At 72.9% G+C, this 15,608-nt stretch carries 14 protein-coding genes and 1 riboswitch; of the genes, 5 read left to right on the plus strand and 9 right to left on the minus strand.

Translation table 11 applies throughout. The features are described 5' to 3' along the window. Positions 1-169: 169 nt before the first annotated feature. The 6 genes from AB0881_RS34785 to AB0881_RS34810 all read right to left on the minus strand — a co-directional run bounded on the left by AB0881_RS34785 (position 170) and on the right by AB0881_RS34810 (position 6,604). Positions 170-949 carry a hypothetical protein gene (locus AB0881_RS34785; RefSeq protein WP_366624012.1) on the minus strand — a complete coding sequence of 260 codons (780 nt, stop codon included), beginning with the start codon at positions 947-949 and terminating at the stop codon, positions 170-172. Between the two features lie 59 nt (positions 950-1,008). Then, a complete protein-coding gene (locus AB0881_RS34790) occupies positions 1,009-2,136 on the minus strand; it encodes a glycosyltransferase family 4 protein (protein WP_366624014.1) in 1,128 nt (375 codons plus the stop codon). Between the two features lie 99 nt (positions 2,137-2,235). Continuing rightward, a complete protein-coding gene (locus AB0881_RS34795) occupies positions 2,236-3,885 on the minus strand; it encodes a ubiquinol-cytochrome c reductase cytochrome b subunit (protein ID WP_366624016.1) in 1,650 nt (549 codons plus the stop codon). After that, entirely contained in the window at positions 3,882-4,991 is a 1,110-nt protein-coding gene (locus AB0881_RS34800) for a Rieske 2Fe-2S domain-containing protein (RefSeq protein ID WP_366624018.1), read from the minus strand. Before AB0881_RS34800 ends, AB0881_RS34795 begins: the two co-directional genes overlap by 4 nt. After that, a complete protein-coding gene (locus tag AB0881_RS34805) occupies positions 4,988-5,899 on the minus strand; it encodes a c-type cytochrome (RefSeq protein ID WP_366624020.1) in 912 nt (303 codons plus the stop codon). The genes AB0881_RS34800 and AB0881_RS34805 overlap by 4 nt, the downstream gene beginning before the upstream one ends. Positions 5,900-5,944: 45 nt before the next feature. Next, positions 5,945-6,604, minus strand: a complete 660-nt coding sequence (locus AB0881_RS34810; protein WP_366624022.1) for a heme-copper oxidase subunit III — start codon at positions 6,602-6,604, stop codon at positions 5,945-5,947. A 202-nt stretch (positions 6,605-6,806) separates the two neighbouring features. Here AB0881_RS34810 and AB0881_RS34815 point away from each other — a divergent pair, with 202 nt between their 5' ends. Both AB0881_RS34815 and trpD read left to right on the plus strand, forming a co-directional pair. Beyond that, positions 6,807-7,229 carry a hypothetical protein gene (locus AB0881_RS34815; RefSeq protein WP_366624024.1) on the plus strand — a complete coding sequence of 141 codons (423 nt, stop codon included), beginning with the start codon at positions 6,807-6,809 and terminating at the stop codon, positions 7,227-7,229. Between the two features lie 105 nt (positions 7,230-7,334). Then, positions 7,335-8,384, plus strand: coding sequence for an anthranilate phosphoribosyltransferase (trpD, locus tag AB0881_RS34820; RefSeq protein ID WP_366624026.1), 1,050 nt, complete (start codon positions 7,335-7,337; stop codon positions 8,382-8,384). Between the two features lie 48 nt (positions 8,385-8,432). Here trpD and AB0881_RS34825 read toward each other — a convergent pair whose 3' ends face one another. The 3 genes from AB0881_RS34825 to AB0881_RS34835 all read right to left on the minus strand — a co-directional run bounded on the left by AB0881_RS34825 (position 8,433) and on the right by AB0881_RS34835 (position 11,360). After that, positions 8,433-8,720, minus strand: coding sequence for an Lrp/AsnC ligand binding domain-containing protein (locus AB0881_RS34825; protein ID WP_366624028.1), 288 nt, complete (start codon positions 8,718-8,720; stop codon positions 8,433-8,435). 63 nt (positions 8,721-8,783) lie between these two features. Continuing rightward, complete coding sequence (locus AB0881_RS34830; protein ID WP_366624030.1) at positions 8,784-9,533, minus strand: rhomboid family intramembrane serine protease; 750 nt, start codon at positions 9,531-9,533, stop codon at positions 8,784-8,786. Positions 9,534-9,581: 48 nt separating this feature from the next. Further along, positions 9,582-11,360 carry a DEDD exonuclease domain-containing protein gene (locus tag AB0881_RS34835; protein ID WP_366624032.1) on the minus strand — a complete coding sequence of 593 codons (1,779 nt, stop codon included), beginning with the start codon at positions 11,358-11,360 and terminating at the stop codon, positions 9,582-9,584. A gap of 103 nt (positions 11,361-11,463) precedes the next feature. Here AB0881_RS34835 and AB0881_RS34840 point away from each other — a divergent pair, with 103 nt between their 5' ends. The 3 genes from AB0881_RS34840 to AB0881_RS34850 all read left to right on the plus strand — a co-directional run bounded on the left by AB0881_RS34840 (position 11,464) and on the right by AB0881_RS34850 (position 15,424). Continuing rightward, a complete protein-coding gene (locus AB0881_RS34840) occupies positions 11,464-12,810 on the plus strand; it encodes an NYN domain-containing protein (protein ID WP_366624034.1) in 1,347 nt (448 codons plus the stop codon). 167 nt (positions 12,811-12,977) lie between these two features. After that, complete coding sequence (locus tag AB0881_RS34845) at positions 12,978-14,015, plus strand: NlpC/P60 family protein (RefSeq protein WP_366624036.1); 1,038 nt, start codon at positions 12,978-12,980, stop codon at positions 14,013-14,015. Positions 14,016-14,451: 436 nt separating this feature from the next. After that, a riboswitch (cyclic di-AMP (ydaO/yuaA leader) is annotated at positions 14,452-14,628 on the plus strand. 7 nt (positions 14,629-14,635) lie between these two features. Next, a complete protein-coding gene (locus AB0881_RS34850) occupies positions 14,636-15,424 on the plus strand; it encodes a CHAP domain-containing protein (protein WP_366624038.1) in 789 nt (262 codons plus the stop codon). The last annotated feature ends 184 nt before the right edge of the window (positions 15,425-15,608 follow it).

The following is a 15,608-nucleotide window of genomic DNA, read 5'->3' on the forward strand; positions in this document are numbered from 1 at the left end:
CCGATCGGAACCCCTCCTCGACGGGGAAGCGCGTGGAACGGTCTCCGGGAGTGCCGGGGCGGTCCCACCCCTGACCCGGGGGATCCCGGGAGCGGCGTCCCGCCCGCGGCGCGGGGGCGGGGCGCCCTCCCGTCCTCCGGGTACGGGCCGCGGCCCGCACGTTCGGCGCTCAGCCCGTCCAGGGCAGCCGCAGGGCCTCCAGCTCCGGATCGGCCAGCACCGACTCGATGAGCGCGGGCGGACCCACCACCTTGGTGCCCCACAGGTCCCAGTCGCAGTAGACGACCCACGACCGGTCGTCCGCCCACAGGTTCGACGGGCAGCTCTCCACCGCCGGATGGTCGTACAGGCCGGCGGCGTCGCCGAGCCGGCCCGCCAGCACGGTCTCCCGGTCCCAGTCGTTGGTGACGAGCGAGCAGTAGTACGCGAAGCAGCGCCGGTCCTCGCCGTCCACGTCGTGCCGGACGAGCAGCGCCATCAGCCGCCGCCAGCCCTCCCGGTCCAGGCAGCCCTCGGCGGGCGGCTCGATCGCCGCCGACCAGCTGCCGGTGGGGTGCGCCTGGCGCAGGCACCGGATGCCCGGCCGCTCCCCCGCCGGGACGGCCGGCTCCCCGAACCCGCGCGCCAGCTCGGCCCACCGCAGCCGCCGCCAGCCCGCGCCGGGATGCCCGCCGCGGCCGAGCCGGGTCCCGGTGACGACGGCGCCCTCCATGAGGTCGCCGTCCGGGTCGGGCTCGGCCAGCCCGGACGCCCGGGCCGACTGGAGCACGTCATCATGGGTGGTGGTGACCAGGCCGTCCTTCCACACGTACATCGAGTGCAGGATCCACGCCGCGTCCGGGCGGCGCGGGGGCTCGTAGCCGGTGTGGCCGTGCTCGGGATCGAGATCCTTCAACCAGCCGGTGGCCTCCTCGGACACCGGCTCCCACGCGTCTTCGACGTCCGCCATGACAGGAATACTGCCACTGCCGGGGGCGGGCGCGGCACCCGCGGGGACGACGGGCGCGGTCAGCCGGTCAGGAGGGCGTCCAGCCGGGAGGCCTGGAGGCTCCAGCGCCACTCGCGCTCCACCCACGCGCGGCCCTGTTCGCCCATCTCACGGGCCCGTACGGGGTCGTCCAGCAGGCCGGTCAGCGCGCGCGCCACCTCCGCCACGGAACGCCCGTCCACGACCACTCCGGTCTCGCCCTCCAGCACCGCGTCGGGCGCCCCGCCCGAGTCGCCCGCCACGACGGGCAGGCCGGTCGCGGACGCCTCCAAGTACACGATGCCGAGGCCCTCCACGTCGAGCCCGCGGCGGCGCGTCCGGCAGGGCATCGCGAACACGTCGCCCGCGTCGTAGTGCGCGGGCAGCTCCTCCCACGGGACGCTGCCGGTGAAGACGACCGACCGCGCGACGCCCTGCGACTCGGCCAGCCGCTCCAGCTCGGCGCGGTACGGCCCGCCGCCCACCAGGAGCAGGGCCGCGTCCGGGACCTTCTTCAGCACGTGCGGCCAGGCGTGGATGAGGGCGTCCTGCCCCTTGCGCGGTACGAGCCGGGACACGCAGACGGCCACGGGCCGGTCCGCGAGCCCGTGCCGGTGGCGCACCTCGGCGCCGCCCGCCCCGGCGCGGAAGACCTCCTCGTCCACGCCGGGCGCCAGCCACGCCATCCGGGTGGCCGCCTGGGGCGACAGGGCCCGCGCCATACGGGACCGGGTGTACTCCCCCAAGTACGTCAGCGCGTCCGTGCCGTCCCCGATCCGCCGCAGGAGGCCGCGCGCCAGCGGGAGCGCCGCCCAGCCCGCCTCGTGCCCGTGGGTGAGCCCCACGAGCCGCTCGGCGCCGCGCGCGCGCAGCGCGGGAGCGAGAAGGCCCAGCGGCGCCGCCGCCCCGAACAGGACCGAGTCGCACCCCTCCGAACGCAGGATCTCCCCGGCCCGGCGCAGCACCGTCGGCTCCGGCACCATCAGCGACGTCGGGTGCCGCACGACCGGGAACGGCTGCGCCGCGTCGAACTCCGCCGCCCCCGTCCAGGCCGGCGCGTAGACCACGACCGAGCCGGGCGGGCGCCGTACCGCGAGGTTGTGCACGAACGCCTGGATGCCGCCCGGCCGGGGCGGGAAGTCGTTGGTGACGACGAGGGTCTTGGTCATCTCTCCCCGGTCTCCCCAGAACGCGAGCCGGGGCCCGCCACCGGTGGTCCGGTGGCGGGCCCCGTGCCCGTCGAGCCCGTCGGAACTCCGCGGAGCCCGTCAGTGCTTGTCGGTGAGCTGCTTCCGCTCGCCCTCGGCGACCTCGTGCCCGTCGCCGTGCTCGCCGTGGCCGTGCTCCTCGACGGCGATGTCGTCGCTCGTCCAGGCCCGGTGCAGCCGCGAGCGCAGGTGCCCCATCGGGCCCTTGCTGCTCGGCGCCGGAACGCCGTTGGCGTCGACGGCGGGCGCCTCGGGACGGGCGTTCTCCTTGCTCAGGATCACCGCCCGCTCCTCCTCGCGCGCCGGCTCGTGCCGCTCGCTGAACTTGCCGTCGGGCGACATCAGGATGATGCCGCTCTCGACGCCGTGCCCGATCACGTCCGCGTCCTTGCGCTGGAGGCCCAGGCAGATCCGCTTGGTGATGATGTACGCCAGCACCGGCCCGATGAAGACCGTGAACCGGAAGAACCAGGTCGTGGCGAACAGCGAGAGGTGGAACCGCTCGGCGATCACGTCGTTGGCGCCGGCCAGCCACAGGATGCCGTAGAACGTCACCGCGGCCATGCCCACGCCGGTGCGGACCGGGGCGTTGCGCGGCCGGTCGTTGACGTGGTGGTGCCGCTTGTCGCCGGTCACCCACTGCTCCAGGAACGGCCAGACGGCCGCGCCGCCGAACACGATCCCCAGCGGGATCAGCGCCGGGATCAGCACGTTCAGGCTGAGCGTGTAGCCCCAGGCGGTGATCTCCCAGTTCGGCATGATCCGCAGGGATCCCTCGAGGATGCCCATGTAGAAGTCCGGCTGGGAGGCCGAGGAGATGGCGCCCGGGTCGTACGGCCCGAACAGCCAGATCGGGTTGATCTGGGCGAACGCGCCGAGCAGCGCCAGCACGCCGAAGGTGAACAGGAAGTAGGCGCCCGTCTTGGCCATGAAGACCGGGTAGAACGGGTAGCCGTACACCTGCTTCTCGGTCTGGTTCTTGACCGGCATCGCGGTGTGCTTCTGGTGCCACATGATCATCATGTGCGCGGTGACCAGGCCCAGGATGAGGGCCGGGATCAGCAGCACGTGCAGCGTGAACAGCCGCGGGATGATCTCCCCGTTGTTGCCCTCGGGGAACTCGCCGCCGAACAGGAACATGTAGCCGTACGTGCCGACCACCGGGATCGACTCCAGCACGCCCTGCGTGATCCGCAGGCCGGTGCCGGACAGCAGGTCGTCGGGCAGCGAGTAGCCGAAGAGGCCCTCGACCATGCCCAGCGTGAACATGCCGACGCCGATCAGCCAGTTCAGCTCGCGCGGCTTGCGGTACGCGCCGGTGAAGAACACCCGCAGCATGTGCGCCATGATCGACGCCATGAACAGGATGGCCGCCCAGTGGTGGATCTGCCGCATGAGCAGGCCGCCGCGGACGTCGAAGCTGATGTGCAGCGTGGAGGCGTAGGCCTCCGACATCTTCACGCCCTGCAGCTTGGTGTACGACCCGTCGTACACCACCTCGTGCATGCTCGGCTGGAACCAGAGCGTCAGGAACGTCCCGGTCAGCAGCAGGATGATGAACGAGTACAGGGCGATCTCGCCCAGCATGAACGACCAGTGGTCCGGAAAGACCTTCTTCACGTTCCGCTTGAAGAAGGTGGTGGAGCCCAGGCGGTCGTCGAGGAAGTTCAGCGTTCCGTCGACCGCCTTCGGGGCGGTTGCCTCGCTCATCCGCGCTCCCAGAAGCTCGGTCCGATCGGCTCGGGGAAGTCGTCGGTGGCCACCAGGTAACCGTTCTCCACGCCCAGCGGAAGCTGCGGCAGCGCGCGCGCCGCCGGGCCGAACACGACCTTGGCCGCGTCGGTGGCGTCGAACGTGGACTGGTGGCACGGACACAGGATGTGGTGCGTGGTCTGCTCGTACAGGGCCGCGGGGCAGCCCACGTGGGTGCAGATCTTGGAGTACGCCACGATGCCGCCGACGTGCCAGTTCTCCCGGCCCTTGGCCGGCTTGAACTGGTCGGCCGGGACGTTGATCAGGATCGTGACCGCCTTGGCGATCTCGTTCAGCGGGTGGTGCGCGTCCTCCTCGATCCCCTCGGGGAGGACCGTGATCATCGCACCGGGCGAGCTGAAGTCGCTGACCTTGAGGGGCTTGTTCGTCCCGTCGACGACGAGCCGGACGCCCTTCTTGCCCTCGCTCTTGGCCTTCTTGACGGCCTCGCCCCAGAACGTGTGGCGCAGCCGCTTCTCCGGCAGCGGGCCGAGGTCGCGCAGCAGCACCAGCGGCGCCAGGCCGAGCGGCGCGGCCGCCAGCAGCAGCGTGCGGCGCAGCAGCGGCCGCTTGGTGATGCCGCTGTCCTCGGCGCCCTCCAGGAAGTCCCGGGTGAACGCCTGCCGGGTCTCCTCGGAGGCCCGCTGCTCGTGCCGCTCCTGGACGATCGGCTTGCTGGTCATCAGCCGGCGCACCCAGATGGTGACGCCGATGGCCAGTGCCAGGAACGACAGCGCCATCATGCCGCCGAGCCAGAGGTTGGACTCCTTGGCCCGGTGGATGCCGTGCATGCCGCCGTCGCGGCCGCTCCAGCCGATGTAGTAGGCGATGAACGCCACGCTGCCGGCGAAGGCGAGCAGGAAGAACAGGGCGACGATCCGCTCGGCGCGCTTGGCCGACTTCTCGTCCAGCTCCTGTCCCGCCCCCGCCGGAGCGGAGACGTCCTCGCTGGCCAGCAGGTGCTTCTCCGCCGCCGGTGACGGCGTGCCCACCACGCGCTCGGGCGTGCCGCCGTGCGCGCTCGGCTCCCTGCCGGAGCCGGTCGTGTCCTTGTTGTCGCTCATGACTTCTTCAGCTTCTTCGGCTTCTTCGCGGTGATCCACGCCGCCGCCAGGACGAGCAGGCCGAGCCCGACCAGCCAGCCCACCAGGCCCTCGGAGACCGGGCCGATGCGGCCGAGGCCGTTGCCGCCCGGGTTGGGCTCCTCACGGGTCTGCACGATGTAGGCGATGATGGCGCGCTTGTCCTCGGGCGTGAGCGTGCCGTCGTTGAACACCGGCATCGCCTGCGGGCCGGTCAGCATGGCCTCGTAGATCTGCGTCGGGGTGACGTCGCTGGTGTCCAGCGGCGGGGCGTACTTGCCGCCGGTGAGCGCGCCGCCCGAGCCCACGAAGCTGTGGCACTGGGCGCAGTTGGTGCGGAAGAGCTTGCCGCCGAGGGCGACGTCGCCCTTCTCCGGGTCCACGGCCTCGGCGCTGGGCACCTCGGGCCCGCCGCCCAGGGACTGGATGTAGGCGTTCAGGTCGCGCAGGTTCTTCTCGGCCTGCGCCTTCTGCTTGAGGGCGGCCTCGCGCTGCTCCGGGTCCTCGTAGTCCGTCTTGATGTTGACGTCGAAGGCGGGGATCGGCTCCTTTCGGGGCATCTGCGCGCCAGGGTTCATCGCGGGCATCCGGCCCGTGCTGACCTGGAAGTCGACAGATGCGGCGCCCACCCCGATCAGGCTCGGGGCCATCGCGTTGCCCTTGGCGTCCTTGGTGCCCTCGCCGTTCAGGCCATGGCAGCTGGCGCAGTTCTTCTCGAACAGCTGCTTGCCGTTCTGCAGATCATCTGCGGCCTGCGCCGTGTTCGCCGCCTGGGCGTGGTCGGGCTGCGGTTGGAAACCGGCGTAGATAACGCCGATCGCCGCCAGGGCCGCCAGCACGACGGCGTAGCCCGCCCACGGGCGCCGTCGCCATGCGGTGAACCTTTTCACGGAAATCCCCGTTCGGGTCATGTCGTCGGTAGAAGGTCTGTCAGGTCAGAGGTCGAGGAGGTAGATCGTCGCGAACAGGCCGATCCAGACCACGTCCACGAAGTGCCAGTAGTACGACACGACGATCGCGCTCGTCGCCTGCTCGTGGGTCCAGCGCTTGGCCGCGTACGTCCGTCCGAGGACGAACAGGAACGCGATCAGGCCGCCGGTCACGTGGAGACCGTGGAAGCCGGTCGTCAGGTAGAACACCGAGCCGTAGGCCGAGGAGGCCAGCGTCATGCCCTCGTGGGTGACGAGGTTGTAGTACTCGTAGGCCTGACCGGCCACGAAGTAGGCCCCCATCAGGAACGAGAGCACGTACCACTCGCGCAGGCCCCAGCGGCGGAAGTTCAGCAGTCCGCCGTCCCGGCCGACCTTGCCGGCCTCGGCCTTGAACACGCCCATCTGGCAGGTCACCGAGGACAGCACCAGGATGGTCGTGTTGAACACCGAAAGCGGCAGGTCCAGGTGGGCTCCCGGCCATGCGTGCTCGCCCTGCTGGCCGATCGTCACAGAGCGGATCGTGAAGAACATCGCGAACAGAGCCGCGAAGAACATCAGCTCGGACGACAGCCAAACGATCGTCCCCACGCTGACCAGGTTGGGACGATTCGCCCGAGCGTGAGGTGTTGTCTGTATCGCGGATGCTGTTGCCACGGGCGACATTATTACGTCACCGGTCCCGGGTCCCGTGCAGGACCCCCCTTCAGCGACCCCCGAGCGTGTCCCGGGCGCGCCCCGCGCGCGCTCTTGCGGCGGCCCCCGCGGCGCCCGTAACGCCTGCTGGACAGGGGCGGGCGGCGCTCCGGCCGGCCCGAACCGAGGCGGCCGTGGCCGAAGACGTACCGGGCCGGTAACCTTCTCAGCCATGAGCACCGCCCCGGAGAGCCCGATGAAGGTTCTCGTCTACAGCGACGACGCGAACACCCGTTCCCGGATCCGGCTCGCCATCGGGCGCCGGCCCGCCGCCGACCTCCCCGCGGTCGAGTACGTGGAGTGCGCCACCCAGCCCGCCGTGGTGGAGCGGCTCGACGAGGGCGGCATCGACGTCGCGGTGGTCGACGCCGAGGCCCAGCCCGCCGGCGGGCTGGGCGTCTGCCGGCAGGCCAAGGACGAGGTGTACGACTGCCCGCCGTTCCTGGCGATCATCGCCCGCCGCGACGACGGCTGGCTGGCGACCTGGTCGCGCGCCGACAAGGTCGTGGGCCTGCCGCTGGACCCGATGGCGCTGGCGAACGCGGTGGCCGAGCTGATGCGCGACCGCGCCGCGAACCGCCTTCCGGCCCTGTAGAAGCCAACTCGCCGGGGAGGCGGGGGCGCGCCCCGCCGACGGGGCGCGCGGCCGTTCGGCCGTCCCCCGCACGTCCCCTCGGACCCGTCCCACCCTGGGGGAACCATGGATGCGCGTACCAGCTGGCCAGCGTTGCTCAACGCCCTGCTCGACGGCGAGTCGCTGACGAGCCGGGAGACCTCCTGGGCGATGAACCAGATCATGGCCGGCGAGGCCACCGACTCCCAGATCGCCGGGTTCGCGATCGCGTTGCGGGCCAAGGGCGAGACGGTCGCGGAGGTGTCCGGGCTGGCGGACGGGATGCTGGCCAACGCCACCCCGATCGAGGTCCCGGGCCGGCTCGGCGACCTGGTCGGCACCGGCGGCGACCGGGCGCACACCGTCAACATCTCCACGATGGCCGCCGTGGTGGCCGCGGCCGGGGGCGTGAAGGTCGTCAAGCACGGCAACCGCGCCGCCTCGTCCTCCTGCGGCGCCGCCGACCTGCTGGAGGAGCTCGGCGTCGCGATCGACCTGCCGGCCGACCGCGCGGCGCGGACCGCCGAGGAGGTCGGCATCACGTTCTGCTTCGCGCCGCTGTACCACCCGGCGTTCAAGTACACCGGCAGGCCGCGCCGCGAGCTGGGCACCCCCACGGTCTTCAACTTCCTCGGCCCGCTGACCAACCCGGCGCGGACGACCACCCAGGCGGTGGGCGTGTTCCATCCGCGGATGGCGGGCATCGTCGCGGGCGTGTTCGCCGAGCGCGGCTGCTCGTCGCTGGTGTTCCGCGGCGACGACGGCCTCGACGAGCTCACCACGACCGGCACCTCGGCGGTCTGGGTGGTCCGGGACGGCACCGCCACCGAGACCACGTTCGACCCGGCCGAGCTGGACATCCCGCCGGCCGCGCCGGACGACCTGCGCGGCGCGGACGCCCCGTTCAACGCCCGGGTGGCCCGGGCGGTGTTCGCCGGGGAGCCGGGCGCGGTCCGCGACATGGTGCGGCTCAACGCGGCCGCGCTGATGGTCGCCTACGACGGCGCGCCCCCGCCCGCGGAGCTGACCGGGGCGCTGCGGGCGGCCTACGAGCGGGCCGGGGAGATCATCGACACCGGCGCGGCGGCCGCCACCCTGGACCGCTGGATCAAGGTCACCCAGTCGCTGCGCCCCTGAGCGAGCTCTGAGCGGGCTCTGAACAGGCTCTGAACGGCTCCCGGACGCCTAGTCCGCGTCCGGGAGGCCGAGCGCGAACGCGGCGTCCAGGTCGTGCCGGGAGTACGTGCGGAAGGCGATGTGGGTCTCGGTGTCGCGGATCCCGGGGATCTTGTTGAGCCGGCCGGGGATCACGTCGTTGAGCTCGTCGTGCCGGCGCACCCGCACCATCGCGATCAGGTCGAACTCGCCGGTGATGGAGAAGACCTCGCTGACGCCGTCGAGTGCGGCGATGCTCTCGGCCACCTCGTGGATGCGCGCGACGTCGGCCTTGACGAACACGATCGCAGTGACCACTGCGCCCTCCCCCTCGGGAACCGTCGGATCCGGAAACAGCCCGACTCTATCGGCAGCGTCCGGCTAGCCGCGGCTCAGGGCGGCCAGGCGGCGCGACGGCCCGGCCCGCCGGGCCAGGGCGGCGAAGCCCATCCCGGCCAGGAAGCCGGCGATGTGGGCGACGTAGGCGACGTTGCTCTCGGTGTCGCCCAGCGACAGCCACTGCAGGACGAACCAGTAGCCCAGCACGACCCAGACGGGCAGCCGGATCACGATGACCGGCGGGACCAGGCTGACGATGCGGCCGCGCGGGTTGAGGATCAGGTACGCGCCCAGCACCCCGGCGATGGCGCCTGACGCGCCGATGAGCGGCGTGGTGGAGTCGGGCGACACGTAGGCGAACCCGTACACCGAGACCAGGCCGAACAGCAGGTAGGCCAGCAGGTACCGCCATCGGCCGAGCCGGTCCTCCACGCCCATCCCGACCACGAACAGCGCCACCAGGTTGCCCAGCAGGTGCAGCGCGCCCGAGTGCAGGAACATCGAGGAGAACGCCGAGAACCACGGCGCCTTGTCGAAGTCGGCGGGGCCGCACTGGGACGTCACCTCGGCCGGCATCGGCTGCTGCCGCCCGGTGGTCAGCTCCTTGGGCACCGCGCCGTGCTCGAAGGTGAAGCGGGCGGCGTTGCACTCGCGGACCTTGCCGTCGCCGTACCAGCTGGAGAAGTTGGCCATGGGGGTGAGCAGGAAGACCACCACGTTGGCTGCGACCAGCAGGTACGTCACCCACGGGACGCGCCGGGTGGGCTGGCTGTCGTAGAGGGGCATGGCCATGGAAGTGGATCCTCGCAGATCGCCGGGAATCCGGAACCGGACGTCCGCTCACCTTAGTGGGCGGCCGGTCCTCGGCTCCCCGGGCGGACGGGCCGCGTAGGCGTTGTCGATCCAGCCGCGCAGCCGCTCGGCGCCGTGGACGGGGCACGTCCAGGTGCCGTCGATCTCGACCGGGCGGACGCCGGGCGACTCCATCCAGCGCAGCACGCACTCCATCTCCTGGGCGGCGGCCGCGCCGCCCGGCGCGCCGGTGGCGTCCGACCAGGGGAAGACGGTCTCGGCGGTGGCGATGAGCGCGTCGACGTAGGGGCGGGGGCGGGCGCGCGGCGGGATCGTGCCGGCCGCGGCGAGCCGGCCGTGCCGGACCACGGCCAGCTCCCAGCCGCCGTCGAACGCGGGCCGGGCGGCCACGACCTGGGCGCAGCCGGCCAGCGCGGCCAGCCGCTGGGCGCGCGCGGCGGCCCGGACGAACGCGGCCAGCCGGTCGCGCTGCACGGCGGCCTCCTCGTAGCGCTGCTCGGCCGCGAGCCGGTCGATGCGGACCTGGGCGGCGGCGACCACGGGGCGCACGTCCCCGGCCAGCACGGACCGGGCCGAACTGACGTGGAGGCCGTACGCCTCGGCGCTCTCGCGGCCCTCGCAGGGCGCCCCGCACCGGCCGATCTCGGCCAGCGCGCAACTGCGCGCCTTCCCGCCCTCGATCAGCCGGGGCGTCAGCCGCTGGGTGCACTGCCGCAGCGGGACGGCCTCGTGCAGCGCGGCGCGCGCCTCCTCGGCCTGCCGCTGGGAGGTGAGCGGGCCGAGGTAGGCGGCGCCGTCGTCGCGGCAGTCGCGGACGATCGACAGCCGCGGGAACGGCTCGACGGTGAGCTTGAGCCACATGACCCGCTCGGGGAACTTGGAGCGGCGGTTGTAGCGCGGCTTGTGCTCGGCGATCAGGCGCAGCTCGCGGACCTCCGCCTCCAGCCCGGTGGCGCACACGATGGTGCGGACGCGCTCGGCGAGCCCGACCATCTCGCGCACCCGCTGGCGGGTCTCGGAGCCGGTGAAGTAGCTGCGCACCCGGCTCCTGAGGTCGCCGCTCTTGCCGATGTAGAGGGCCTCGCCGGAGGCGTCCTCGAAGACGTACACGCCCGGGGCGCTGGGCACGTCGTCGGCCAGGTGCCGCTTGCGCCGCTGCTCGGGGGTCGGGGCCTTGGCGAAGCCGCGCAGCTCCTCCAGGGAGGTGACGCCGAACGAGCCGATCCGCTCGATCAGGCCGTGCAGGACGTCGACGGTGGCGCGGGCGTCCTCCAGGGCGCGGTGGCACGGCTGCGTGGGCGTGCGGAAGAAGCGGGCGAGCGTCTCCAGCTTGCAGTTGCGGACCTCGTCGCGGGTCAGCACGCGGCGCGCCAGGTCGACGGTGTCGATCACGGCGAACGGGGGCCAGGCGTACCCCTCCCGGGCGCAGGCGGCCTTGAGGAAGCCGATGTCGAACGGGGCGTTGTGCGCGACCAGGACGCAGCCCCGGGCGAACTCCAGGAACGCCGGCAGCACCGACTCGATCCGCGGCGCGGCGGTGACCATCGCCTGGGTGATGCCGGTCAGCGCGGTGATGAACGGCGGGATCTCGCCGCCGGGGTCGACCAGGGTGCCGAACTCGCCGAGGTGCGCGCCGCCGCGGACCTTGACCGCGCCGATCTCGGTGATGGCCGACTCGGCCGGCGAGCCGCCGGTGGTCTCCAGGTCCACGACCACGAAGGTCACGTCCGCGAGGGGGGTGCCCAGGTCGGCGAGGGTGCCCTGGACGGGGCGAGCCGCGGGGGGCTCGGATCGTGCGGCCGTCATGGCGGCGACCGTAGAGCACGCCACCGACAGAAGAGCGGGCCGCTAGGGTTGAGAGAGCTGCGCACACGCGCACATGAGCCGGTCTCGCGCCGGTCGCGAGCCAGTGAGGAGCGGGATCATCGACAGCGGCCCGGAGGCGGCGGAGCGCCTGGCGCGCCCGCTCCCCGAAGCGGTGCGGGCGGGGGTCGTGGAGGCCGCCGCCGAGCTGATCGGGGCGCTCCCGGCCGACGAGGTCCCGCTGCCGCTGCGCCGGTTCGCCCGCTTCGAGCGCCGCAAGCGCGCCAAGCTCGCGGGCCAGCACATCGCGGGCCAGCTGGAGAAGGACGAGGCGTTCCGGGAGCGCGTGGCGGGCCCGCTCGCCGAGGCGCAGCCCGAGCTGGCCGAGGCGGTGCGGGAGGGCCGGCCGCCGCCGGCCGCCGATCCGGTCCGGGTGGCGGTGCTCGCGTACCTGCTGCGTCCCGCGGGCTGGACCCGGCTGGTGGAGGCGGCCCGCGCCGAGCTGGAGCGGTCCGCGAGCGCGTCCGAGGGCGAGGCCGCCGAGCGGCGCATCGCCGAGCTGCGCGCCGAGGTCGCCGCGGCCCGTACGGCCCGGTCGGCCGAGGTGGACCGGCTGCGCGCCGAGCTGCGCGACGCCAAGTCCGAGGTGGCGGAGCTGCGCCGCAAGCTGCACGAGTCGCGGACCAGGGCCAAGGCGGCGCAGGAGCGCGCCGACGCGCTGGCCGAGAGCACCGAGCAGGAGCTGGCCGCCGCGCGCGAGGGCACCGCGGCGGCGGACAAGGAGCTGCGGAAGCTGCGGTCGAAACTGGAGCGGGCCGAGACGTCGGCGGAGGCGGCGCGGCGCGCGTCCCGGGAGGGGCGCAACGTCGACGACGTGCGGCTGCGGATGCTGCTCGACACGCTGGTGGACGCCGCGCAGGGGGTGCGCCGGGAGCTGGCGCTGCCCTCGACGATCGCGCGGCCCGCGGACGTGGTCGCCGGCGCCGGACCGGACCGCCCGGGGCACGCCGCGCTGCCCGGACGCGCGCTGTCGGACGACGACCCGCACCTGCTCGACCGGCTGCTGACGCTCCCCCAGGTGCACCTGCTGGTGGACGGCTACAACGTCACCAAGACCGGGTACGGCGGGCTCCCGCTGGCCGACCAGCGCACCCGGCTGCTGTCGGGCCTGGGCGGGCTGGCCGCGCAGACCCGCGCCGAGGTCACCTGCGTGTTCGACGGCGCGGAGCTGGACGCCCCGGTGGCGATCCAGGCGCCGCGCGGGGTGCGGGTGCTGTTCAGCCGGCCGGGCAGCACCGCCGACGAGCTGATCGGCGAGCTGGTGCGCGCGGAGCCGCCCGGGCGGGCGGTGGTGGTCGTGTCGGCCGACCGCGAGGTGGCCGACGCGGCGCGGCGGGCCGGCGCCCCGCCCGCGCCCTCCACGCTGCTGCTCCGCCGGCTCGGCCGGTCCTGACCGCGGCCGAAACCCCTCCCGGGCGAGTGCGCTTCGTGATCTTAATCTCACGGAACGCCGATAAAGCCCGTATTCAGGCGTCGAAGACCAACGAATCGGTTGTGACGGGTGTTGCCCGTCGCTAGTGTCGTCCGCTGACATCGTGGACGAGAGGGGCACAACCGATCGTGGCCAGTGATATCACCGAGGCGGGCCGGGCTCCCGGGCGCTCCCGTCAGGGCTTCATCGCGGGACGCGGCGCCTCCCGCCGGTTCACGGCGACCGTCTGCCTCGCCGTGACCGCCTCGCTCGCCTTCCCCGCCACCGCTGCGCACGCCGACCCGAGCGCGGCCGACGCCCGCAAGAAGCTCACCAAGCTGAACGAGCAGGTCGAGCAGCTGGTGGAGAAGTACAACCAGGCGAACGAGAAGCTCAAGGTCGCCAAGAAGAAGTGGAAGGCGACCCAGGCGGCGGGCAAGGAGGAGCAGGCGACCTTCGAGCAGCTCCGCACGAAGATCGCCGCCATGGCCGCCAACGCCTACAAGCAGGGCGACACCGGCGACGTCGCCGGGTTCGTCGGCGCGGAGAACCCGCAGGCCGTGCTGGACCAGGCCGCCGTGTTCTCGCACCTGTCGCGCAACCGCAGCTCCGAGATGGCCCAGTTCCTGGCCTCGGCCCAGCGGGTGCGGCGGGAGCAGGCGCAGGCCAAGGCCGCCTACGACGAGGCGCTCGGCAAGGCCAAGGAAGTGAAGGCCAAGAAGACCGAGGTCGACAAGTCGATCGCCAAGCAGAAGAAGCTGCTGGCCCGGCTGGGCGAGCCGACGTCCTCGGGCGGCGGCGCCACCGGCGGCAGCTACAACGGGCCCGCCAGCGGCTCGGCGCGCACCGCGCTGAACTTCGCCTACGCCCAGCTCGGCAAGCCGTACTCGTACGGCGCCGCGGGTCCGAGCTCCTACGACTGCTCGGGCCTGACCATGAAGTCGTGGGCGGCGGCGGGCGTCGGCATCACGCGGACGACCAACTCGCAGTACGCCGCCACCAAGCGGGTCTCCAAGAGCGCCCTGCAGCCCGGCGACCTGGTGTTCTTCAACAACCTCGGGCACGTCGGGATGTACGTGGGCGGCGGCAAGATGATCCACGCCCCGCGTACCGGCAAGAACGTCGAGGTCGTGAGCATCACCTCGGGCTACTACCTCTCCAACTACTACGGAGCGGGCCGGCCCTAAGGACCGCGAGCCCCGAGCACCCCCTACCGGCGGACCAGGAGTTATTCCTGGTCCGCCGGTTTTTTGTGCCCTATTTGCCAAGTTCGCGACCTTTGGTACCTTGTGTCCCACTTACGGCGTCCCCCAGGCGTCGTTCCCGGCCCGTGGTGCACTCCAGCACCACCCGCCCCCGCGGCACCCCCCAGGTGCCGCCCCCGCTCGGCGCCTCCCAGGTGCCGGCGCCTCTCCCGACCGGCCGGCCCGGCCGTCCAGTGAGCACACCGGCAGCGCGCATGGGCGCCGCCGGCGCCTCGCGGCGGCCCTCCCATCGGGCCATGGCCGTGGGCGCGTCCCGATTCGCCGGGCCGCCCGTACCCCCTTCTCCTTCCCGCGGCGCCCTCGCCCCCGAGGGCCCGGGAAGACCTGACCAGACCCGATAGCGGGCGCCCGGAGCACGGGCGCCCACCCGCCGAATCCGCTCTCGCGGAACCGGGGACCCACATGTCCCATGGGGTGAATCGGCCTCGTACCAGCCCGCACCGGCCCGACGCCGGCGCGCGCCCGTACGCGCCGTAGGGCAGCTTCCACGCCCGAACCCGTCAGCTAACCCGGTAGGCGGCATGGAAGCTGAGGAGCCCTCCGTGGCAGGAAAGCACCGCAGGACCCATCCCCTCGTCGTCTCCCTCCGCACCACCGGCGGCATCGTCGCCGGCGCCACCGTCGTCGGCCTGGCCGCCGTCACGACGCAGGCGTTCGCCGGCGAGGCCGGCTCCGCCGACCGTCCCGGCGCCTCCCTGGCCGCCGCCGCGGCCCAGGCGAAGAAGCCCGGCGGGGACGTCGAGGAGGGCGGGAACGGCAAGGGCGGCAAGGATGGCAAGGACGGCAAGGCGAGGGCCTCCGGCGAGCGGGCCTCGTCCGAGTCCCGGAAGGCCAAGCGCGCCAAGCCCACGGCGGACGACGCCATCGAGCTGGCCAAGTCGCAGGTCGGCATCTCCGAGAACGGCTCCGGCCAGACCAAGTTCCAGGACTGGTACATGTCGACCGAGCGGGCCAGGGAGACCGTGGCGCGCGACGGCGGCTCCATCAAGGCCTACGACGACGCCGCCTGGTGCAGCATGTTCATCTCCTGGATCGGCGACCGCATCGGCTTCAGCGACCAGCTCGGCAAGGACGCCTGGACGGTCGAGCACGCCAAGTGGTTCAAGGAGAACGGCCGCTGGGGCACCGAGCCCCGCCCCGGCGCGATCGTGTTCTTCGACTGGGGCGGCGGCAAGTCGCTCGACGACATCGTGCACGTCGGGATGGTGATCGAGAAGGCCGGCCGCGGCAAGGTCCGCACCGTCGAGGGCAACACCTCCAACGCCGTCAAGATCCGCGAGCGGTCGGCAGACCAGATCGTCGGCTACGGCTACCCCGACTACGCGAAGTGAGCCCCGCGCTCGCCGGCCGGACCACGCGCGGCGGTCGACACGGTCAATAGGATCTCGCGCATGGACGGACCGGCCGGGCGCGCGGAGCGCGGCGCCCCGCGGCGGCGGACCCTGGCGGTCCTCGCCGCGGGTGCCGCGCTCTGCGCGCTCGCGGGCGCCGGCGTGACCGCCGCGCGCACCGGCG

It is taken from the genome of Spirillospora sp. NPDC029432, assembly GCF_040703975.1.
Lineage (GTDB): Bacteria > Actinomycetota > Actinomycetes > Streptosporangiales > Streptosporangiaceae > Spirillospora.